We start from the raw sequence: 22,885 nt of genomic DNA, 5'->3' as shown, positions 1-22,885 counted from the left end.
AGTAATATGAGTGGATTTAAGTTGTTAGCAATTATTCCTTTAAAAGGTTGTGATAAAAAATTTAGAAAAAATTTAAGTGTAGGTACACCTTATAAGTTTTTTGATGATATTACAATAGAGTTAGGTAAAGATAATAGTAAAATACTAAAGGCTTTTATTAATAAACAAAATAGAATAGAAAATATTTATAATCTTAAGAATGGTATAAATGTAGAAATTTCTGCTGTTGTAGGATTAAATGGTTCAGGTAAGAGTACTTTAATTGAACTTTTATATTATTTTATTTATGCAATAAGTATTCACAATAATCGAGAGAAACTATTAGAAGAGCATTCTGAAAAAATTCAGAGTATAATTAATTATCAAAGGGAGAATACCGATAAGTTATATTCTGATTCAAAAAAAACAAATCTTTTAGATTTATTAAAAATAGCACAAAATCATGATTTAACTTTTTATAAAAATGATTTTGAAGGCATAACTAGTGGTCAAACTTTAATAAAAAACGCTCTTAGAAAACGCTCTGAATATCTTCATAAGATAAAAAAAAATGATAAAGAAAATGAAATCTTAATCAAAGAAAAATTAGCTGTAAGTCTTGTTTATGAAACAATAGAAGGTGTTCATTCCATTAGCTTTTTAGATGGTAAAGTTAAATATTATAAATATGATTCGAATGGCAAACCAGAGATAGATAACAATTTCTTTTTTGATCCTTTTTTCTATTCTATATGCCTTAATTATTCCCACCATTCATTAAATTCAAAAGTAATAGGGAATTGGGTTAACAGTCTCTTTCATAAAAATGATGGATATGTAACTCCAGTAGTTATTAATCCGATGAGAGATGAAGGTAATTTTAATATAAACCGAGAATTACATCTTTCAAATGAAAGAGTTATGTCCAATTTAACTTATGATGTTGTTAATAACTCGGAGGTAAGTTTATTAAAGAAGTACGAATTAAAAAAATTTCTATTTTCTGTAAAAAATGACATTACTTTAATTAAGTGTAAAGGATTTCAAGATAAAAATGCAGACTTCAAAGTATCTATCACAAAATATCTTGAAAAAGATGAATTTAATAATTTACAATCTGTTAAACTTGTTAGATCAATATTGGGGAAAAATAGTTTAATTGAGTATACAAATTATCAAGATTATGCATTGGGTTATTTAGAGAAAAAAATTATAAAAATAAAGAATAACTATTCTCAATTATTTAATGATGTAAAAGGCAATTTTAGTAATCCAAAATTCATGCACTATTTACGAACAAGTGAAAGTCATGTTACTAAAAAATTGCGTCAAACTATTAATTTTATTGAAAAGACAAGTAATCCTAATTCAATTTGGAATAAATCAAGTAATCATAATTATGAAGAATTTAGTTTGGATGAGTTTAAATCTTGGTTGGCTGAATGCAATCCAAATTATCAAAATTTAGGTCCTTCAGGTTTAATGAATTTTGCCTTACCTGGTTTTTTTAATATTGATTTTGAAATAGCAACACGAGATAAGGCAAAAATAAAATTAAGTGACTTGAGTTCGGGTGAACAACAAATGATTTTTAATATTAATACAATTACATATCATCTTTATAATTTACAATCAATTCATGAAGACAAAGATGATGAAAAAGCTGATCAAGTTAAAAGCAATAAAAAAGTTGAAAGATTGAAATATAAAAACATTTCAATAATTCTTGATGAAGTTGAAATTTATTATCATCCTGAAATGCAACGAGAATTAACTTTTAACCTTTTAAATACTCTAGAAAACATAAAAGAAGTAGGGCAAAAAGGAATAGAATCCATTCATATAATTTATTTAACTCATTCCCCTTTTATTTTATCTGACTTAACCCCATCAAATATTTTAATGTTGGATGAAGGAAAAATAGAGTTTAAAGACGATTTTAAGACTTTTGGAGCTAATATTTATGATCTTTTAGCTGATAGTTTTTTCTTAAAAAGTTTTACAGGAAAATTTGCAGAATTAAAAATTAATGAAACAATTGAATGGCTTTTTGATTTATATAATAAATTAAATAATGGAGAACTAAATTCATTTCCAAGTTCAGATTTAAAAGAGAAACATAAACAAATTATAGATATAATAGATGAACCTATTTTAAAAAGAAAATTATTAGAGATTTACAGTATTGTTTTTTCAGAAGATAACGATAAAGAGCGACAAATTAAAGAAGTGACCAAAATTGCAGAAAGTCTCGGGTTGAAAGTAACAAAAATTGACAATTAATAATTTATGATCTTTATAGAAAATTACTCCGCTGCAAAAAAATTTCATAACGAATTAATGAAATGTTGGTTTCTTACAAAATTAAATGGTAGATATAATAAAAACACTAATGATTCGGGACATAATTGTAACAAACCAGATTGTCCAGTATGTTCTATAATAACTAAACGTGATACAAAAATTCCGATAGTTTTCAAGGATTTTTTAAATTATAAAAATAATTTAGAAATTCTAATTGAAGGTAAACCAAATGATTTACGTTTGTTAAATCTTAAATATAAGAAATTAAACCTGACAGATCTTGAAAGCAATATAATTAAAGATTTTTTTGTTAAAAGCACATATGAAAATTGGTTTCAGCCTAAGCATGGTCTTAAATTTTTAGAGTTATTAAATTATAACACATGTGTTTATTGTAATAGAAACTATACGAAAACGATTAAAGATGTTAATGGAAATAAAGTTTTGATTAGTGAATTTGACCATTGGTTCGTAAAAACAAAGTTTCCTTTGTTAGCAATATCATTCTATAATTTAATACCGAGTTGTCATTCTTGCAACAGTTCTATAAAAGGAGAGCCTAAAATAAATTGGGATAGAGCATTAAGGAATTATATACATCCATACTTAATAGAAAAAAATGAATATTTCAGTTTTTCATATATTAATAAATCAATGACTGAGAACAATGTAAAAATTAATGTCAAGAAAAATTCAAAAATGGATAAAACATTAAAATTATTCAAGACATTTGAAATATATAATTCTCATTCAAGTTTAGAACTTAAAGATTTAATAGATTTAAGATTTAAATATCCCAAAAATTATATTAAAACTTTATTTAAAGATACATTTAATAGTCGGTTAACCGAAAAAGAAATTTATATTCTCATATTTGGTGTTGAAGTAGAAGAAAAAGACTATCATAAAAGACCTCTTTCAAAATTTAAACACGAAATAATTAAAGAGCTTTTAAAGGAAAAATAAAATGGCAAAAATTTTAAAATATAGAGAATACGAAGAAGAGGTGTTTCATTGGTTAATGGCTAAACATAAAGCCAACCCCGAGTTTACTTTTTCATTGCGTCAAAACGGTTCTAAAGGTGCCGAGTTGGATTATTTTATTGGTACAAGTAAGTCAAATTACTTTGGCACCACTTTTTGGACGTTACCTGTTTCTTTTCCAGGTTCATCAGGTGATTGTATTGATTTGATTATTAAAGTATCGAATTCTGGATTTAGTTATTATGTAGAGTTTACCCATACGAAATACCCTCATGATGACCAAAATAAATTAGCGCTACAATTTATTCAATCAATAGCAAAAGATTTAGAAACTCAAGTAGGTGTGAAGTTTATATCTGGGGATGAGCATAAGATGTACACTATAAAAACTAAGCCGATACAAAACATATACGCTAACCTAAAAGCAATGTTGCTAGATGTTGAAAAACAATTAGATAGTATTCTTGATATAGTAGATATTAAATTAGTAGATTTTAAAAAAAATCACCCTTCTTTTATAATGCATCGAATCACTTTAGATGAATTTAATTCAATGTTAGAAAGGAAAGATAAAAGATTTTTAAAGTATGAAGATATCAATAGCGATATGAATTTTGAAGAGGAAACTAAAACTAAAGTAATTGACGAACCTTTAAAAACTATGAATTACAAAGCGTCATTAAACCAAATCTTATATGGTCCTCCTGGAACTGGGAAAACCTATAATACCGTTTTAGAAGCCGCTAAAATTGTAACAGGAAATGAAACTATTAATTATGATGAGGCTTTAAAAATTTTCAATGAGAACCTTAATAATCAAATTGAGTTTATTACGTTTCATCAAAATTACAGTTACGAAGACTTTATTCAAGGTTTACGACCAGATACTGAGAATGGTAAAGAGTTGTCTTTTGAAAAGAAAGATGGCGTATTCAAACGAATTGCTGATAGAGCTTTGAAAAACTTAGAGGCTGCGAATAATCCTGCAAGTGCTAAGAAAGATTTTGATGTAGTGTTTCAAGAATTAATTCAACCGTTGAATGATGGTGATGTTGAAGAATTGGAAATTAAAATGAAAAAGTCTTCATTCTACATTACAGAGGTTGGCGAAAAATCTATTGAGTTTAGAAAAAATATTGGAGATTCCAATCATACATTAAGTATCAATACGTTACGTAAAATGTATGATAAAGGTGAAAATGATATTATTCTAGGTGGGTTGCAACCTTATTACAACCCGATATTAGAATTACTTTTAGCTAAAGGTAAAAGTCAAGTTGCAACTGTTTCAAGAAAAAATTATGTTATCATAATTGACGAAATTAATCGTGCTAATATTTCACGTGTTTTCGGTGAATTAATTACACTTATTGAAGAAGATAAACGTTCGCATGGTAAAATTCCAATGCGAGTAACTTTGCCATCTGGGGATTCGTTTATTGTTCCATCAAATCTTTACATTATTGGAACCATGAATACAGCGGATAAGTCGATTTCATTGTTAGATATAGCATTACGAAGACGATTTGAGTTTGTGCCAATGTATCCTAAAACTAATATTGAAGGCGTAAATAGTCCAACCGTTTTAGAAACGATAAATGCAGAAATCATTAAGCGTAAAGGACATGATTTTACTATTGGTCATGCTTATTTTATGGGTGACAATTATTCACTTGAGAAAACAATTAACAGTAAAGTAATTCCGTTGTTGTTAGAGTATTTTATGAACGATGAAAAAGAGGTTGCAACCATTTTAAAAGCAGCGGATATTGAAGTTACAGGTTGGCCAATGCAAATGAAAACAGCGTGATAAATCTATTCGAGTATAAAAATAAAGTAACTTTTCCAGAGGAGCATTTCGAGAATTTAGAAATGTTCCTAGATGATATATGGAATAAAAGAGAAAAGTCAGTTTATTATACCGAAGAAGAGAATAGAGAAGAAGTACAGCGATTTTTACAGTTTTTTCATAAAACCAATGAATTAAAGTCCAATAAATTTGTTGGTGTTATACATTTTCAGGAGCAAACGATTAATCTTTTACCTAAAATTTTTCATTGCAATGAGGATGCAACCGAAGATGATGTAAAAGTTATCAATGCTCATGTACTTTGGTGGCTGAGTTATTGCCGAAAATTAAAGTTTCCAAATTATTTATCGGGAATCAACTCTGAAAAAGCCGACTTTTTCGAAATCTTGATTTACTTGTTTAGTAAATACACCAAAGAACTTTTAAGTTCTTCCATTTATCAGAAATATGTTGAGGTTGAAAATGAGTTGAATTTTGTAAAAGGACGAATTAATTTCAACAGCTACATCAAAGAAAATTTAGCTAGAGGAAGAAATCATAAAGTAAACTGTACTTACGATTCTTTTGAAATGGATAACGAATTTAATCAATGTATTAAATATGTCTCTAAGATACTATTGTCCGCTTCTAAAGACTACCAAAACAAACGTAATTTAAGCGATATTTTGTTTTTATTGGATGAGGTTTCCGATATTCAAATTTCGTCGGAACAATGTAAACGCATTCAATTCAATCCCATGTTTTCTAGTTTTGAAACAGTACGAGATTATTGTGTTTTGTTTTTAGAAAATAGTATTTCATTCAATTACAAAAGCGATTTAAAATTATTTGCTTTCTTGTTACCAATGGAATATGTGTTTGAAGATTTCATTTATGGTTTTATTGATAGAGAAATCGAAGGAGTTAATCCAAAAGGACAAGCTACAGGTACATATTTAGATGAGGCCAATAACTTTGGTTTAAAACCTGATTTGATTTTAGACTTAGGCTATAAAAAAATAATTGCCGACACAAAATATAAGTTGGTTTACTCTGATGATACCGACCCTAAAAAAGGAATTTCACAATCGGATTTGTATCAAATGTTAGCTTATGCCGTTCGTTTTGGTATTCAAGAGATTAAATTGTTTTATCCAAATTCCGTTGCAACTGAATTACAACCAGAGGTTGCAACCATTGAAATAATTGATACTTTGGCAAACGAAAAACAAATAAACATTACGGCACACCAACTACCAATCATAGATAAATCAATAACGGTTGCAAACTTAAAAGAGCATGATAAGATGTTGGATTGTTTTGAGGGGTTGAGAGGAGAGTTGAAAAGAAGGTTTGAGGAGATTTTTGATTTTTAAAAATTTGTTGGCTGAATTGATTTAAAAAAGGAGATTAAAAAAAACATAATGAATAGGAAAAGATATTCCAGATGAATTGACTATAACCAAATATTGTTAAAAGTTACATATAATTCATTTTTTATATTGACTATTTAGCTACAAAATTATTGAACGATATGATGACTGAACAAAAAATAAATGAAGACTTCCTTTTATTAATAGTTAGCAACAAGGGAATAATTGAAACTTCAACAATAAAAATCGATGATTTTTTTGAAGATGAAACGCTATCTATAAAAAAACTTTGTGAAGAAAATTTTGATAATATAAGTCAAATCACTAAATTCATAAATAACTCTCTAAAACTTAAACTGCCCAATAAAATATTCAATTATTGTAAAGAATTAGACAAGCCTTATCAAAGTGTTATTATTAATGTTGAGAATGGCATCCAAGATATCATTACCAAAAGAGAATTAATTTATACAAATCAAAAAATAGCAATTAATAAAAAAAATGAATATAATTTGTATGAAAAAATACGTGAATTAAAATCTCTAATATTAGAAAATATTTTATTGTGGTTTAAGGTCTTTAATATTGAATTAGCTTATGAGAAAGCAAAAAAAGTTCCAAACATGTTGGTTTATTCTCATAGAATAAGTGGTTGGTCTAATCCGGAATATCAAATAACTGATAATTTAAAGCAGCAAGTAAAAACTAATTTTGGTTATGGAAGTGTAAGCTACTTTTTTACATTATTAACCTTTAAGAGCATACAAATTACACCATTTTCAGAATGGATAGATTATAGATATTCAAGTTTTTCAGAGATAATAAGATATACGAAAAGTTTCAGAAATAGAATTCTTGTTTTAGATAAAAATAATATGCCTTGGTATTATAAAACAAAAATTGATAATTCATATTGGCTAAATGCTATTGAATTTACAAAAAATGCAGCTAATTTATCATTAACAAATGAAAAAGAGTTTATTGAAAAGTATATTATTACGGAATGTGAAATTCTAGTAAATGGTTTAGAAAGGTTTTATGAAGAAACAAAATTCGAGTTTATTGACGAGAATCAGTTAAATATAGGAAATAAGACAATTATAAGACAAAAAGTTGATATTAATGGCTATGAGTTAATTGACTTTAGAACCGAAAAAATAATAGGCGCATTAGATTTTATAACAAAGATTATCGAATACAATTCAATCATTAAAACAGATGAATATTCACAAAGAATTATTTCAATAAATAGAAAATTTATTCCTAATGTATTTATAGCATTAGAAAATCAAAATATAGAACTCATAAAATCAAAAGATAATTTTGATAAATTTACAATATTTCATAACGAACTTTTCGAGAAAGAAAAGTTTTATAAAAATGAAAAAATAAGACTTAAAATTGATTTTGATATTCATTATGAAAAAGAATATTCAGAATTTCTTGAACTTTTGACAAAATCTTCCGAAGAGCAGAAGCAACATATGCATAAAATTAAATTACATACTGACAATGTAAATAAATTAACTGAATACATAAACAAGTATAAGGAAATAATAAATGATTAACTGAGCTGATTACAGTTAGGTAAAAAAACATTTTCAGTGTTAAAATAAATTTTTTTCTTTTTTCAAGCAAGATCTTTGCATTCAATCTACTGCTTAATCAGACGAAAAAAATGTTGTGAGTATTAAAAAATGTCTTAAAAATGAAAAATCCAAAAGAAATAACAAGACACGATAGAATTCAGAGAGAAATTGTTTCTGCATTCAAAAATATAGGGAATGTTGCGCTTCAAGAATACAGAGGAGAAGGCTGGAGAGCTGATGTTTTTGTTCCGAATTTTGGGAAACCTATTGCATTTGAAATTCAAATAAGTCCACAAACATTAAAAAAAACTCTTGAAAGACAAGCAAAATATATTAGAGATGGAATTCTCGGATGTTGGCTTTTTGAAAATCCAATTTCAAAGTTAATAGAAGAAAGACCAGATTTACCAGTTTTTTACGTTGAAGAAGAACATGACGGTAGTTTGATTATTAATCTCGGAAATAGAAGAAAAGTTAATTTAAAGGTTTTTCTAGAAAACTTTATATCAAAAAAAATCCAATTTAAAACTGTAGTAAAAACCAAAAGAATACAACGTGTAAATCTTGTTTTCTATGATATGGAATGTTGGAAGTGTGGTGAACAGAATTATTTGTATTATGTTGAAAAGCCATTCTATTCAGCTTGTAATGCAGAATTAACTCCAGAAGAAGCTCTTTGGGATTCTAGTAGTGTAGAATATAGACCAGAATTTATTCGATTGTCCGAAAAATTTGTTGAAGAAAGAGTTGATATTAAGCTTGCAACAATAAAAGAACGTTTCAGTCATACTGTTGATAAATCATATAAGTCTTTTGGTTGCCATAAATGTGATAGTATATTTGGTGATTTTTATGTAATGGATGCAAAACTTGACGTAATGTATGACCAAAACAAATCAACATATCAAGGAGAAGTTGAATTTCCAAATAGCATTGAAACTGAAATTCCTCACTGGTGTTTTCCAGAAGATGGACACTTTTGTGATGAAGGCTAAATCTATTCTACTAGCATTTGTGATTTTTGCATAACTATCATTTTTTGATAAGAATTTATTGAAATTTTAATTCCCTAAAAAAATCTTCCAAATCATTATTGTAAATTCCTTCTTGTTTGAGTTGCTCATCATTTTTACCTTCGGTCATGTCCCAAAGTTTGATATCGATTCCGTTTAGTCTTAATTCTCCAACTTTTTTGGTTGCAACTAGAACTGCATTTTCACTCATGTCAGGAATAATAAGCACTTTAAAATCCTTCAATACTTTAGTTTTTTCATTTGTAAGACCATTGCAACCACCGTATGCTAGCCAAATGTATTTAGGCATTAGCATATAACCAATTATTGCTGTTTTCTCACTCTCAACTAAAATTACGGTTTTTTTTTGGTTGCTAATATAGCTTAATAAATGTTCTCCAAATAAACAAGAGAAATAGCCGTCTTCATTTTTATAAGGTACTTTGAAATGGTTTTTCCTTCTGCCGTTTTCATCATAATACACGATTTTAAGTTTTTGAATTTGTAATGCTTTGTTGATATTCCAAAACATTGTTCCTCCATCTTTTGAAGTACTTATTGCATAAACTTCTTTGGCATCTTCAACCAATTTTTCGTTATAGTTTTTTCTAAGAAATCGCAACAAGTTGTTTTCAGGTTCAGTATAATAATTAGACCATATTTCCTCTTCAGGTATGAATTTTTGAGGAATTGCAATTTTATTGTAACTTGCAGCAACTGGAACAGCAACTAAAGAAAGAGTATTTCTAATGAATTTATTTTCAGTTGCACTCCAGGTGAATTCTTCACCATTTTCATCTAAATAAATAGTTGGAGGCATGGTTGAAACCCCACAGGAATGGCAAAAGCCATAGTAATCTTCATAATCAAGATAATTCACAAACTTACCATCAGTATTTGTTTTGTGACAACAAGGAGTTACTATTTTGAAATTCCTTTTAGTATTGAATTTTAAATTATTTTCGACTTTGGTAAACATAGTTGGTAATGTTGTGGAACTTGAAACTTCATTTTAAATTTACGTGAGATGTTGAAAAATCAGTGTGTCGCAGATTTTTTGTTTTGAGTTTCAAGTTCCATGCTGTTTAAAATTTCATTCCATTTTCTTGATAATGTGGATTTCGGTGTTCCAAATGCCTTTATGAAATCAGTTTGTGTGGCGTTATTCTGGATTGCTTTTCGGATTGCTACATTTATATTGAATTCTTGATCTTTAGAATTCTCTTTTTCCGAATTGATGATTTTAAAGTTTAAAAAGTAAAATTCGTTTATTTTAATCGCTAAACTTACAGTTCCAATTTCGATCTTAGTTTCAATATTATTGCTTCTAATAGCATGAAGTAATATGATAAGTTTGTGAATGCTTATTTGTAGTTTAGAAAGGTATGCTTTGATAATGTAATCTTCTCTGTTTTGCTGATGGATTAAATTTTGGATGTAATCGAATAATATGTTTTCAGCTTCTTTATTAAGTTGCAATGTAACACTATCAATTTCTTCGTCTTCCTCAATTGATTTTCTGGAATTGTAAATTCTAGTTAATAAATTTTCATAATTTGAAGTCACTTCAAAAGGTATTGATTCTTTAGACAAGGTGTTATTTTCCGTTAATTTGGTTGTGAACAGAATCCTGTCAATTAATCCGCTCTCAAGATTACCACTTCCAAAAAGTGTGGGTAAAAATTGATCTTGAATAGAACCTAACAAAGTAGGGTAACTTTTGTCAATTCTAAAACTTCTAGTGGTTTGTCTTAAAATATCAATTGTTGAGTTATTGTAGCCTTCTAATAGAAATGTCCTCCAAGCCATTCCATCGGAATTGTTTTTGTTTCCCATTTTTTCAACCAAGAACATAATTTCATCTAAAAATATTCCAACTGAATAAGGATTGTAACTGTGTGAAGTTTGCGCTGCCTGAATAGTTGCATTTTGGATTAATAATTTTTTCTGTTTTAAATTTTCTGATTCTGAACTATTACCTTCCTTGTATGTTTCAGAGTCAATTGTATTGAGAACACTGGTTGCAATTTTCATAGGAAGAGATTTCATATCACCTCTACTACCCACAATAGCAAAATACAAGTTTCCATAATTTTTATACCCAAGAGCAGTTAATCCATAAGCAAGTCCACTAGCATTACTAAATGCAAATAAAATAGAAGTAAACATATATTCTTTCGGGATTCTGTTTATCCGAAAACTAAAGTCGATTAGATTACTTATTTCATCGGGTAATAGTTCTATAATTTCGTGAAGTTCTTTAATCGCTTTTTGTTTGTCGTTTAAAGCAATATTCTCTATAGATTTTTCTATTTCTTCTATATTTTTAAATTCCATAATTACCACTTTTTAAGTAAACAATATTCTTAGTTTCCATGTCATAATAAGGTTCGCTTCCATAGCTATCAAGATCCATGTTCAATACTTCATGATAGCGTTTAGATAATAATGCTTTTATCTCCTTTATATCTTTTTTAGTGGCAGGTTTGTTTTCTTCTCTGGTAAGTAAACCCGAAAGGGCATTTACTGCTAAAGTTCCTGCGGCTGCATTACCAACCCCAGCCCAGCTCATTTTATCAATTTTCTGTAATTGATTTTCTGGTTGAGTTGTTTCAGGTTTTGCAAGACTGATTTTTTTCTTTGCATTAAAGGCGTTTGTTCTGCAACTATTACAGCAATACTTTTGTTTTCTGCGTCTTCTAGGTTTGTATTGTTTCCCACAATACGCACAGGTATATAGATAATTTTCCATAAGCGTAAGTTTTACGTTAGATTAACGCTTAAAAAGCGGATTTTTAGCTAAATACTCGTTTACTTGGTTATCGATGTCAGCTTTGGATTTGCTTTTACCATCTTGCAACCAATTAAGAATGTCATTTTTGGAAAATCGAAGCATCTTTCCTTTCTTAATAAAAGGAATTGTATTGCGATGAACATGACCATAAATTGTTGGCTTCGTTAATCCAATGAGGTTGGATAGTTCTTCGATGTTTAAGAATTCGTCTTCTTGAGTTACCTTATGGGGTTGGATTTGTAACTCGTTTTTAATGTTCTCCGTAATTTGCTCTACAAGTACTTTTATTCCTTCTTCTGAGAGCATGTAAATTTGCTGGTTCATTTAATATTTAATTATTAATTTTCTTCAGCAAAGAGAATGTTTTTCAAATCTAAAACATAGGTTTTAGGGATAGCTTAGGGATAGCTTAGGGATGGTTTAACCAATTGTTAATCAATTTTTTAAATTTATTTTTTTTAAATTTATTTATATTTTTTGCATGTTGTTTTGTTCAGAAATTAATGTTGTTCTATGTTTTTTTAATGTTTGATTTGTAATATTTAGTTCTTCGTTTTCAATTTTATTTAGAATTGAATTTATGTTTTCAATCATTGTTTTAGTGCTACCTCTCCTGTAAATTCCTTTGTTCGCCTTATGATAAAACTGATTATTTGATATATCTTCATAGAAAATGGTTTTATCTTTTATTTCACCAATTAAGATTAATAATTTAATTTTTTCAGTTAATGGGATAGAGTTTTTATCAGCTAAACATAAGTTTAATACTAAGGCTTGCTCGTCTATTTCAAAGTCATGTTTGTATTTTTCCTTTGAAATCTCTATAGACTTGTCTATTGATGACTCTTTTATTTGTTTACTTTCTGGATATATTAAACCTCTATAATAGTTGAAAATTTCAGTATTTTCTAAAACAGTATCATATTCTTTAATTTCAAATCTTGAAAAGTCTTCTGATTTATATATTAATTCAAACAAACGGTTTTCGTTTCTAAAAATTCTATAGGTATCAGTTTCTGAGTAATATTCTGCTAAATCTTTGATAAGGTCTTCAAATGAATACTCGTTAATCTGTAAATTATCAAATACTGGTTTAACATCTCTTTTGAAAACATTTTCGTTAAAGTTTTTAGAGTATTTTTTTCTTTCGTTATTAAAAATATAAATTAAATCAGTGTATGGGGTAGTAGTATTGAATTTATTCGTTTCGAATTTTTTTCTGCTCTCTTCCAAAATTTCATTTGAAGCCTTATTAAATCCGTAATCTTTATTTATGTATTCAATTAACTTGTTTTTAATGTAGTTTTCTTTATTAGAATGAACTTCATTAAATGTTTTTAAATATAATTTTTCATATTCCATCTAAGTCTAGTTTTATACGGTTAGCAGCTTCAATTTTATTTTTATCTAATACTTTGGTGTAAATCTGTGTGGTTGTTACGTTTTTGTGTCCTAACAATTTGGAAACGGTATAAATGTCGGTTCCGTTGGCAAGTTGTAAAGTGGCGTAACTGTGTCTAAAGTTATGAAAAGAAATTTTCTTTTTAATACCACTATCGGTTAACCAGTCCTTCATGGGGCGTGAAACTTGGGTGTATTCAATATTTCTAAACACAAATCCTTCAGTTGTGTTTTGCACTTTTAAAATAGTGTAGGCAGTTTCATTAATTGGATGGTTTTTTGTGGAGTTTGTTTTTTTCTCTCTCAATTGAATGTAATGCCCTTGATGGTTGTCTTGGTATATGTTTTCCCATTTTAAATTTTTAATATCAACAAATCGTAATCCTGATAAGGCTGAAAACATCGCCATATGCTTTACGACTTCTTTCTTTATAGGAGTATTCCAAAGTGTTTTTAGTTCCTCTTCGGTTAAATATTCACGTTGGGTTTCTTCTTCTTTTATGTATTCGGCATTTTTAGCCAAATCTTTTTCAATGAATCCTTCTTTATAACCTTCCTTAAGAACATAAATAAAATGTTTGAAATAGGTGGATGCAGTATTTCTGGATAGATTTTTCACAACCGTTAAATTGCGATTGATTTCAGCGTTCAATAAATAGTTTCTGTAACGTTTTACAAAATTGCTATCCAAATCTCCAGTGGTTATCTTTTCGCTACAAAATTGTTCGAAGTGATTGTATGACGATTGCCAGTTATTGTATTGCGATTTACTTCCTTTGTTGTAATATCCAGTAACAATGTCCTTGTAGAAATTTAGAAAATCAATACTAATGTTTACATTCTCTTTAAATCCAAACTCTCTATTTCGTAGTTGAACTTCTCTTTTGGAACGAACACCGTTTGCCATTTGCAAGGTTTCTTTGTTTTGCTTTTTTGCCTCTGGTGTCTTCGGATTTTTTTCAATATATAAGTTTAAAAACTCACGTCTTGTTTTTTTTCCAGTATCAGGATGTGTGATAGGAGGATAGTAGTCCAAGTATAAACTTAACTTATCAGATTTTAGCGGCTTTTCTCTCAGTGTAACTTTTATCATGGAGCAAAAATTTTATCAATATCTTCTTTTCTAACTAAAACGTGTTTTCCAACTTGTTTCTTTTGTATCTCCAAACGCTTAATTAAATTAAACAATGCGCTACTAGAAATATTATATTTTTTTTGAACTTCATCCATGGTATACGAGTTCTCTAAATTAATCAATTCTTTTAAATGGCTTTTATCAATATTGATGTCATTTAAACTTAAGTCAAAATACATATCAATATCTTTTCTTCTTACAAGAGTTTTTCTTTCAGAAAAATTATAAGCATTTAATTCTTTCGATTGAATCAATCGGTAAACTGTTCGTAACGACATGTTCAAAATGTATGCCGCTTCTTTGGCGGTTAGAAAATCCTTTTTGTTTAATTCATCTACATTAATTATGTCTAGCTTAGTTGCTTTTTCAGCAGTTGCAATTTTATTTTGTTTCATGTTTTGCTTGTAACCTTTTTGATTACATCTATGGCAACAATATCTAGTTTTTGTTGTTTTCGCAACAAATTCTTCTTTACAGTATTCGCACTTTTTTTTGACCCTAATATTTGTCTTCATTTTGCACTATTTTAGACATAATTTCACCCATAATTTCACCCTGACATAAATTTACTCACCTATCAATAAGAAGAAATAAGTGCCAAAATTTCACTTTTTTAAAAATTATATTTTTTTTTTCTTCATCGAGGTACAAGGGAGGTACAAATCTATAAAAAATAGTGCATAATTTTACAAAATTGTAAAATATTGAAAATAAAGAAAAACCCGCATAAAATGCGGGTTTATTTTGTTTTTTTGATGTATTTTTTGTAAAATTTATCTTACATTATTTCCCGATGCAAAAATTAGCAAAAATATTTCCTAATAACTCATCATTTGTAACTTCTCCTGTGATCTCCCCAAAGTAGTGTAGGGCAGAGCGAATATCAATCGCCATCAAATCCGAAGAAAGTCCCGAATCCAATCCCCATTTCACCTTCTGTACCTCTTCCAATGCTTTTAGAAGCGAATCATAATGGCGGGTGTTGGTCACAATCGTTTCGTTGTTTCTCAGCGCACCAGTATTTACAAAAGAAAGTAACGTATTTTTGAGTTCATCAATACCAACTTTCTGTTTGGCACTTAAGAAAAGTATCGTGTCAATAGTAGCTTGAATAGTGTTTTTTTGTTCAGCCGAAAGCAAATCGGATTTATTAGCCACTACAACTACAGGCTTTAAAGGGAATTTATTTTTAATTTTCTCAATTTCAATGTTTAAACGGTTCAAGCTGCTCACTGAACACTGAATACTGTCGACTAAATACAATACGACCTGCGCTTGCTCTATCTTCTCAAACGTCTTCTGAATCCCGATGCTTTCCACCACATCCTTCGTTTCACGAATCCCTGCCGTATCAATAAATCGGAAACTCATTCCATTAATCACCAATTCGTCCTCAATCGTATCTCGAGTCGTACCCGCAATGTCAGAAACAATGGCGCGTTCTTCGTTCAATAACGCATTCAATAAAGTCGATTTCCCAACATTAGGTTCGCCCACAATGGCTACTGGTATACCGTTTTTGATTACGTTACCCACCGCAAACGAATCAATCAAGCGTTTCAGCACAAACTCGATACGTTCTAACAATTCATGAAATTGGGTTCTATCGGCAAATTCCACATCTTCTTCGGCAAAGTCTAATTCGAGTTCGATTAAGGAAGCGAAATTCAGTAATTCTTCACGCAATTTGGCAATTTCGTTACTAAAACCACCGCGCATTTGTTGCATGGCAATTTGGTGCGACGCTTCATTATCGGAAGCAATCAAATCAGCCACCGCTTCGGCTTGTGATAAGTCCAATTTTCCGTTTAAAAAAGCACGTAAGGTAAATTCACCTGCTTGAGCCATTTTAGCGCCTCTACGAAGCAATAATTGAATAATTTGTTGTTGAATAAAAGTAGAACCATGACACGAAATTTCAATCACATGTTCCCCCGTATACGAATTCGGCCCTTTAAAAATAGAAAGTAGTACTTGGTCATAGACTTTGCCGTTATCGACAATATGTCCCAAATGAATCGTATGCGTCTTCTGTTTCGTAATATCCTTCCCAGAAACCGATTGAAATACGTCAGCCGCAATAGTTATAGCCTCGCTACCAGATAAACGAATAATAGCAATCGCACCCGCACCAGACGGTGTAGCCAACGCAACGATGGTTTCTTGTGGAATCATGTTCTAAATTTAGTTTACAAAGATAGAAAATGATTAGGAACACAGATAGAAGAAATTAAAGTAATCTTAAAATCTTATATTACGTTATTTAATAACGTTTGTTGTAGTACAGGAGATGCTTAACAGTATGACAAACTATGCGCATAGTCTATTGTGAACTACATAAAGTGTAACGTCCGAAGCTTCGGTCTCTGTGTAGCTCTCTCAATACAATCTAATTAAAAAAAATCTCTGAGAATCTCGGTGTAAAAACTATGTGCCTATGTGTTTTAAAAGAATCCGTCAAAACCCGTGCTTGAAAATCCGTTTCATCTGCGTGCCATTAAAATTAAAAAACCACTACAGCCGAAGCCAAGTGGTTTTTAAAGTTAGTTAGGTTGGTTATAAGATTCTCAGTTAGACTGTAAATCAAATATTGTGAATTAGTTGCTCAACATTACAGGCATTACAAGCATTGTAACTGTTTCGCCTTCGTCTAAGCCGTCAACTGGAGTTAAAATTCCAGCACGGTTTGGCATCGACATTTCTAATTGGATTTCATCACTGGATAAATTATTCAACATTTCAGTTAAGAAACGCGAGTTGAACCCAATTTGCATATCGTCTCCTTGGTAATCACAAGTCAAACGCTCGTCAGCTTTGTTTGAATAATCGATATCTTCTGCCGATATATTCAATTCGGTTCCTGCAATTTTTAAACGAATTTGGTGCGTAGTTTTGTTAGCAAAGATAGCCACACGACGAACCGAGTTTAAAAACTGAACTCTGTTGATTAATAATTTGTTTGGATTTTCTTTTGGAATAACCGCTTCGTAGTTTGGATATTTTCCATCAATTAAACGACAAGTCAATACATAATTCTCAAAAGAGAACGTTGCATTAGAATCGTTGTATTCGATTGAAACTTCTGCATCCGAAGCACCTAAAATTCCTTTTAAAATGTTTAAAGGTTTCTTTGGCATAATAAAATCAGCCACTTGAGAAGCTTTCACATCAGCGCGTGCATATTTCACTAATTTGTGGGCGTCAGTTGCTACGAAGATTAAACCTTCTGGTGAAAATTGGAAGAACACACCACTCATTACAGGGCGTAAATCATCGTTTCCAGCCGCAAAAATGGTTTTGCTCACCGCAGTTGCTAATACTTCTGCTGGCACTAGTGTTTTTGAAGGATCATCTAAAACTACAGCTTTAGGGAATTCTTCTCCTGGTGCATAAGCAATCGCATATTTTCCAGAGTTAGAACTAATTTCTACAGTCGAATTGTCTTCTACGGTAAAAGTTAACGGTTGTTCTGGAAAGGTTTTTAAGATATCTAACAAAAGTTTTGCAGGAATAGCAACACTTCCTTGACTAGTAGAATCAATTTCTAACGTAGCCGTCATGGTGGTTTCTAAATCTGAAGCCGAAACTTTCAATTGGTTATTGTCTAATTCAAAAAGGAAATTATCAAGAATAGGTAAGGTATTGCTACTGTTGATAACACTTCCTAAAACTTGTAATTGTTTTAATAAATACGAACTCGATACTATAAACTTCATCATCTTGTATTTTAAAATCGTTAGTTAGATTTTATATTTCACAAATATATTCTAATTCTGCTCAAATGCAAAAACAAATTATCAACAACTAGCGGCTATATTTTCTTTTGCGTAAGAATGTAAATAAAAACCCAAAGATTGCTAAAAGAACTATTGGTAATCCGACAGTTATCATTTGGGCAGTCGTGTAATTTTTATAAACTTCTTCTTTGTTCAATAAAGGTAAATCTACATCTTTACTTCGGATGTTAATAAGTCCGTTGTCGTCTAACAGATAATTCACACAATTGAGTAAGAAGTCTTTATTTCCGTATAATTGATTGGTCCATTTATCAAAGCCTAATTCCATTGGCGCTCCTTTGTCCAATTGGTTTTTAATGACGTCACCATCAGAAATCACAATCATTTTATTGTCTTTTCCTTCCGATTGAAATGTTTTATCTTCAAAAGGCAAAACTCTGTTTTGGTAAGCCGATTTGAATTTTCCTTCCAAAAGTACTGCTACGGGTAGCAAACCTTTGCCTTCGTATTCTTCTGGCGTAGTTTCTTCGGTGACCATATCTAACGAAATAGGCGTAGGCGTTCCAACGGTTTTTGAATACTCAGACGAACTCAAAAGCACGGTTTTCTTGATGTCATTCTTTAACAATTCGATCGGTGAAGCAAATTCAAACTTAATCCCTTCCATATTTTTAACAATAGGATTGGTTGAGGTTGGATAAATAAAAGGCGCAAATTTCCAAGTATATTCCTGAAATTGGGTTTCGCTTCCTTGATTTCCGGTCGCAATTTTTATAGGCGTAGCATATTCATCTTTAACCAATACCGGATTCATACGCACCCCATATTTAAAGAACATATCGGTTAAATTCAATTCGCGTTGTGCCGCCAAAATCGTTCCCGATTCGTTGTACATACTATCCATATCTGCAGCAACGGCATCTACCAACCAAATGGTTTTTCCACCGTTGACAATAAATTGATCAAGGACTTGTTTTTCCGATTCCGTAAAGGCTTCAGTAGGTTTGGCAATTACGGCCAAATCGTATTTCTTCAATGCAGCCAAACTTTGAGTAGGTTGTGTGGCAACAGAATCTAAAGTAAACGTTCCAATGTAGTAACTCTCCCGAACCGTTTTTACAAAATCAGCTATAAAAGCATCATGTAACTCCCCATTTCCTTTGATAACGGCAATTTTCTTTTGTTTCTCTTTCGAAATTTTATTGATGGCTTCGGCAAAACCAAATTCTAAATGTTGTACCGAACTGATGACTTTTTCTTCAGTGGAAGCACCCATCAGGTTTTTTAGCAAACTCACTTTTGTAAATTTATCGCCATACGTAGCTTGTGCCCATGGAAAAACAACTTCTTGCGATTGTTTTCCTTTGTCTTCTACCGTAATGCTCAGTGGTTGCATGCCTCTTTCATAAAATTGCTTCATGACTTCAACCCGTATTTCTTCTTTCTCAATTGGATTTTTAAATTGAAAAACGATGTTGGAATTGTAGGCCGAAAATTCCTCTAACAGTTGCTTGGTTTCATTCTGCAAACGCTTAAATTCTGCAGGGAAATTACCTTCTAAATAGACATCAATATACAACGGACTATCTACAGTTTTGATGATGTTTAGCGTCGTTTCTGATAACGTATAGCGTTGGTCTTGCGTTAAGTCAAATCGTTTGAAAAAGAAGTGACTTAAAAAATGGATTCCGATTAGGACTAAAAATACAATTCCGAATTGCTTTAAAGCTGCTTTTTTATTCTCTTTCATTACCATTTCAAAGATTTAAGTTGATAAACAGTTGCTGATAAAAAAAGAAACGTAACACTAATGAAATAAATAATATCACGTGTGTCTAACACACCACGACTCATACTTTTAAAGTGATAATCCATTCCTAATGAAGCAAAAATTGAGCTATAACTTCCTAAAAAAGAAGCAATACCATCAAAGCCAAAATAGAAAAAGAAACAACAAAAAACGGCTAAAATGAACGCCACAATTTGATTGTCGGATAAGGTGGATGTAAAAACGCCAATTGCCGTGTAAGCCGCAATTAAAAATAACAATCCAAAATACGAACCCAAAGTACTTCCCATATCAATGTTGCCTTGCGGATTTCCAAAGTGTGAAATCGTTAGCACATAAATAATCGTTGGAACAATAGCCAAAACAATTAGGATGAATGCGCCAAGGAATTTTCCGTTGACGATGTCCCAATTCGAAAGCGGTTTGGTAAACAACAATTCGATTGTTCCTTGCTTTTTTTCATCGGAAAAACTGCGCATGGTTACGGCAGGAATTAAGAAAATCAAAATCCATGGGGCTAATTTGAAAAACGGACCCATATCGGCAAAACCCGAGTTTAATATGTTGAATTCGCCTTCAAAAACCCAAAGAAATAAGCCGTTGAGTAAAAGAAAAATAGCGATAACTAAATAACCTATTGGCGAACCAAAGAAGGATTTAATTTCTCGTAATAATAATGCTTTCATTTATTTTTTCTAGTTTATAAGTTTAAACGTTTAAGCGTTTAAAAGTTTGAATAATATTTATTCTTTTATCATTAATTCAGAATTAGTACTCCAAAGACCAAAATATGGATTTTTTGCATCAGTTCGTTTTAATAATATCAAAAAAGGTTTATCAAAAATCATTTTTTTAGGTTTTGGTTTTTCAATTTCTTCAATTTCTTCAACAGTAACTTCGATTTCAGCTTCACTTTCAATTATAGCACCACTTTCATCTAATTTAAAAGCAGTTCTTTGAAATGCTCTTTCTATGTTATAATTTTCATTTCCAGAACTAAATTTCTTACCTTCTAGTGAATCGTAGTTTGTTTTAATATTGAAATTAAATTTAGGAATTATTAATTGATCTTCTTCTTTGTAATAATATTTCCAATTTATTTTATCGTTTTTTATCTCTTTTTTGCCAATTTCGGTTAGTCTCTCAATTTCAATATTCATTTCAGAAATTGAGTTGAATTTTTTTTCTGACATGAATAATATTATTTCATGTTCTTTTTCTTTAGGGATTAGTTTAACAATAAAGTTACTGTCATTTTTATAATATATAATTTTTATGCTTTGAAATTGTTCATAAGTACAAACGCCAATTAAACCAAAAGCAGCAACTTTTTGACCATTAAAAGTAAGTTTGTTATTAAGATTTTGAAGTTGGTGTTCAAAAGGTAATGATTTGTCAAATTCAGCTTTTGCAATAATTAAATTTTCATTTATTTCAGCACTAGACTCATATTCTTTATTTTCTAAAACATTATAGAATGATTCCGAATTGTTAAGTAAATTTAGTTCTGTAAACTCAGATGGAATAATTAAAGGTGAATTAATTTCTTTTCTTATTTCGTCCCATGCAAAAAGTAAAGACGCACAATATATTGAATTTTTATTATCTGAAATTTCATTTTCTAAAGTTGGAATAAACTGCGTATTTTTATAATCAGATAGCTTCTTTACTTCTGTAGTTTTTTTGTCGCTTTTGCAACTAAATAAAGAGGTTAAAATGATTATATAAAAATAGTACTTCATTTATTTTTTTAGTTTATAAGTTTAAACGTTTAAAAGATTATTCTAATGTTACCAATCGGTCTACGCTCCACGCTTCTGGTTTGTCGCTGAATAGGGTTTTAGTATAACTCCAAACTTCGTTAAATAGTGTAGAGTTTCTATATTTTTCTAATGCAGCTTCGTTTTCCCAATAACTGTAAGTAAAGAAAATACGTTTGTCGTTTTTATCTTGGTACAATTCCAAAAACTGATTGCCTTCAAAATTTCGAATGTGTTGTTTTACTTCTTCAAAATTATTTAAAAAAGCTTCGATTTTATCTTCTTGGAAGCGCATTTTTACAATTCGTATAAACATTTTTCTAATTTTTAAATTTGATGGTAATCATGTCTCTAAATTTCAAGCCCAATAGGGTAGAAGCCGAGCCCACGGTTTTGGGATTACTTTTATAAATTGCAATTTCAAGGAAACCATTTTCGTTAAACAACGCTAAAAAATCCCCTTCAAAATCTTTCAATTGCTTGTTTTCAACCATTGGAAAATCGGCATAGCTTTTATGGATTCGGTTGATTTTTTTATTCTTCACCTGAATTTCATAGGTTCGATTTCGGGCAACATCAACAAATTGTTTTTGCGAAATATTGGTTACACAATTTCCAAACGAATCAATGTATATAATTTGGCCTTTTAAAGTGGTTAAATCGTCAGAAACTATCGTGGTTGCTGTGTTTACTGGTTTTAATTCGGCAATTTCTTTTCCAATAACATTAAGTAAACCTCCGCGTGCAATATGACAAGCCACGGCAACAAAAACATCCATGTCGCTAGCAGTATTATGCAATCTATCGTGAATGTTGATGGCTACTATTTTTTGCGCTACTTTTTTCTGGAGTAAGGCATTTAAAATTCCGTTATCGGCACAAATAAAATAATGGTCGTCCCATTGCATGGCTATGTGTTGGGTATCGCCAACTCGTTCGCTGTCGATTCCAATCAAATGCACAGTACCTTTTGGAAAATTAGCATACGCCGCTTCAATGCAGTAACTGGCTTCTAAGGTGTTGAATAAGTCAATGTTATGCGAAATATCAACAATAATAGCTTCTTTTAATTCCGATAAAATTTTTCCTTTCAAAGCCCCTACAAAGTAGTCTTTGTGTCCAAAATCGGTAGTTAGCGTAATTATTGACATTTTTTTGTTTATAACTTATTTGAAAAGCAACAGTTGTTTTTACTAAATTTGATTGCAAAGCTACTATAATTTTAGCGTTTCAAAAAT

The 22,885-nt window shown here is 30.2% G+C and carries 20 protein-coding genes; 6 read left to right on the top strand and 14 right to left on the bottom strand.

Going from position 1 to position 22,885, the window contains the following annotated elements; translation table 11 throughout:
- Positions 1-6 precede the first annotated feature (6 nt).
- The 6 genes from OLM52_RS06240 (at position 7) to OLM52_RS06215 (ending at position 9,013) form a co-directional block, all read left to right on the top strand.
- Positions 7-2,262 (top strand): hypothetical protein, encoded by a 2,256-nt coding sequence (locus OLM52_RS06240; protein ID WP_264550272.1) that lies wholly within the window; start codon positions 7-9, stop codon positions 2,260-2,262.
- Positions 2,263-2,268: 6 nt separating this feature from the next.
- Positions 2,269-3,249: a hypothetical protein gene (locus OLM52_RS06235; RefSeq protein WP_264550271.1), complete on the top strand. Its 981-nt coding sequence runs from the start codon at positions 2,269-2,271 to the stop codon at positions 3,247-3,249.
- 1 nt (position 3,250) lies between these two features.
- Positions 3,251-5,077 (top strand): McrB family protein, encoded by a 1,827-nt coding sequence (locus tag OLM52_RS06230; protein WP_264550270.1) that lies wholly within the window; start codon positions 3,251-3,253, stop codon positions 5,075-5,077.
- Positions 5,074-6,432: an McrC family protein gene (locus OLM52_RS06225; protein WP_264550269.1), complete on the top strand. Its 1,359-nt coding sequence runs from the start codon at positions 5,074-5,076 to the stop codon at positions 6,430-6,432. The genes OLM52_RS06230 and OLM52_RS06225 overlap by 4 nt, the downstream gene beginning before the upstream one ends.
- Before the next feature lie 158 nt (positions 6,433-6,590).
- Positions 6,591-7,997: a hypothetical protein gene (locus tag OLM52_RS06220; RefSeq protein ID WP_264550268.1), complete on the top strand. Its 1,407-nt coding sequence runs from the start codon at positions 6,591-6,593 to the stop codon at positions 7,995-7,997.
- Positions 7,998-8,137: 140 nt separating this feature from the next.
- Positions 8,138-9,013 (top strand): hypothetical protein, encoded by an 876-nt coding sequence (locus OLM52_RS06215; protein WP_264550267.1) that lies wholly within the window; start codon positions 8,138-8,140, stop codon positions 9,011-9,013.
- A 55-nt stretch (positions 9,014-9,068) separates the two neighbouring features.
- Here OLM52_RS06215 and OLM52_RS06210 read toward each other — a convergent pair whose 3' ends face one another.
- From OLM52_RS06210 to OLM52_RS06145, 14 genes are all read right to left on the bottom strand, one after another.
- Positions 9,069-10,010: a toprim domain-containing protein gene (locus OLM52_RS06210; protein WP_264550266.1), complete on the bottom strand. Its 942-nt coding sequence runs from the start codon at positions 10,008-10,010 to the stop codon at positions 9,069-9,071.
- A 59-nt stretch (positions 10,011-10,069) separates the two neighbouring features.
- Positions 10,070-11,368, bottom strand: a complete 1,299-nt coding sequence (locus OLM52_RS06205) for a YfjI family protein (protein WP_264550265.1) — start codon at positions 11,366-11,368, stop codon at positions 10,070-10,072.
- A complete protein-coding gene (locus OLM52_RS06200; RefSeq protein WP_264550264.1) occupies positions 11,358-11,783 on the bottom strand; it encodes a hypothetical protein in 426 nt (141 codons plus the stop codon). Before OLM52_RS06200 ends, OLM52_RS06205 begins: the two co-directional genes overlap by 11 nt.
- Positions 11,784-11,804: 21 nt before the next feature.
- Positions 11,805-12,149, bottom strand: a complete 345-nt coding sequence (locus OLM52_RS06195) for a helix-turn-helix domain-containing protein (protein WP_264550263.1) — start codon at positions 12,147-12,149, stop codon at positions 11,805-11,807.
- A gap of 144 nt (positions 12,150-12,293) precedes the next feature.
- Complete coding sequence (locus OLM52_RS06190; RefSeq protein WP_264550262.1) at positions 12,294-13,187, bottom strand: hypothetical protein; 894 nt, start codon at positions 13,185-13,187, stop codon at positions 12,294-12,296.
- Positions 13,177-14,319: a tyrosine-type recombinase/integrase gene (locus OLM52_RS06185; RefSeq protein WP_264550261.1), complete on the bottom strand. Its 1,143-nt coding sequence runs from the start codon at positions 14,317-14,319 to the stop codon at positions 13,177-13,179. The genes OLM52_RS06190 and OLM52_RS06185 overlap by 11 nt, the downstream gene beginning before the upstream one ends.
- Positions 14,316-14,756 (bottom strand): helix-turn-helix domain-containing protein, encoded by a 441-nt coding sequence (locus tag OLM52_RS06180; RefSeq protein ID WP_264550260.1) that lies wholly within the window; start codon positions 14,754-14,756, stop codon positions 14,316-14,318. Before OLM52_RS06180 ends, OLM52_RS06185 begins: the two co-directional genes overlap by 4 nt.
- A 388-nt stretch (positions 14,757-15,144) precedes the next feature.
- On the bottom strand, positions 15,145-16,536 hold the full coding sequence (gene mnmE / locus OLM52_RS06175) for a tRNA uridine-5-carboxymethylaminomethyl(34) synthesis GTPase MnmE (RefSeq protein ID WP_264550259.1): 1,392 nt from the start codon (positions 16,534-16,536) through the stop codon (positions 15,145-15,147).
- Between the two features lie 422 nt (positions 16,537-16,958).
- Positions 16,959-18,077: a DNA polymerase III subunit beta gene (dnaN, locus tag OLM52_RS06170; protein ID WP_264550258.1), complete on the bottom strand. Its 1,119-nt coding sequence runs from the start codon at positions 18,075-18,077 to the stop codon at positions 16,959-16,961.
- 88 nt (positions 18,078-18,165) lie between these two features.
- The gene (gldG, locus tag OLM52_RS06165) at positions 18,166-19,848 is read right to left on the bottom strand and encodes a gliding motility-associated ABC transporter substrate-binding protein GldG (RefSeq protein ID WP_264550257.1); all 1,683 of its coding nucleotides are present in this window, start codon (positions 19,846-19,848) and stop codon (positions 18,166-18,168) included.
- Positions 19,848-20,573, bottom strand: a complete 726-nt coding sequence (gene gldF, locus OLM52_RS06160) for a gliding motility-associated ABC transporter permease subunit GldF (RefSeq protein ID WP_264550256.1) — start codon at positions 20,571-20,573, stop codon at positions 19,848-19,850. The genes gldG and gldF overlap by 1 nt, the downstream gene beginning before the upstream one ends.
- A gap of 57 nt (positions 20,574-20,630) precedes the next feature.
- Positions 20,631-21,629, bottom strand: a complete 999-nt coding sequence (locus OLM52_RS06155) for a serpin family protein (RefSeq protein WP_264550255.1) — start codon at positions 21,627-21,629, stop codon at positions 20,631-20,633.
- Positions 21,630-21,666: 37 nt separating this feature from the next.
- Positions 21,667-21,963 (bottom strand): putative quinol monooxygenase, encoded by a 297-nt coding sequence (locus tag OLM52_RS06150; RefSeq protein WP_264550254.1) that lies wholly within the window; start codon positions 21,961-21,963, stop codon positions 21,667-21,669.
- Positions 21,964-21,967: 4 nt separating this feature from the next.
- Positions 21,968-22,798 (bottom strand): S-adenosyl-l-methionine hydroxide adenosyltransferase family protein, encoded by an 831-nt coding sequence (locus tag OLM52_RS06145; RefSeq protein WP_264550253.1) that lies wholly within the window; start codon positions 22,796-22,798, stop codon positions 21,968-21,970.
- Between the last annotated feature and the right edge of the window lie 87 nt (positions 22,799-22,885).

The sequence above is a fragment of the Flavobacterium sp. N2820 genome (assembly GCF_025947285.1).
GTDB lineage: Bacteria > Bacteroidota > Bacteroidia > Flavobacteriales > Flavobacteriaceae > Flavobacterium.
Note: the sequence above shows the minus strand (reverse complement) of the source record. Positions and strands in the feature narration are given on the sequence as shown.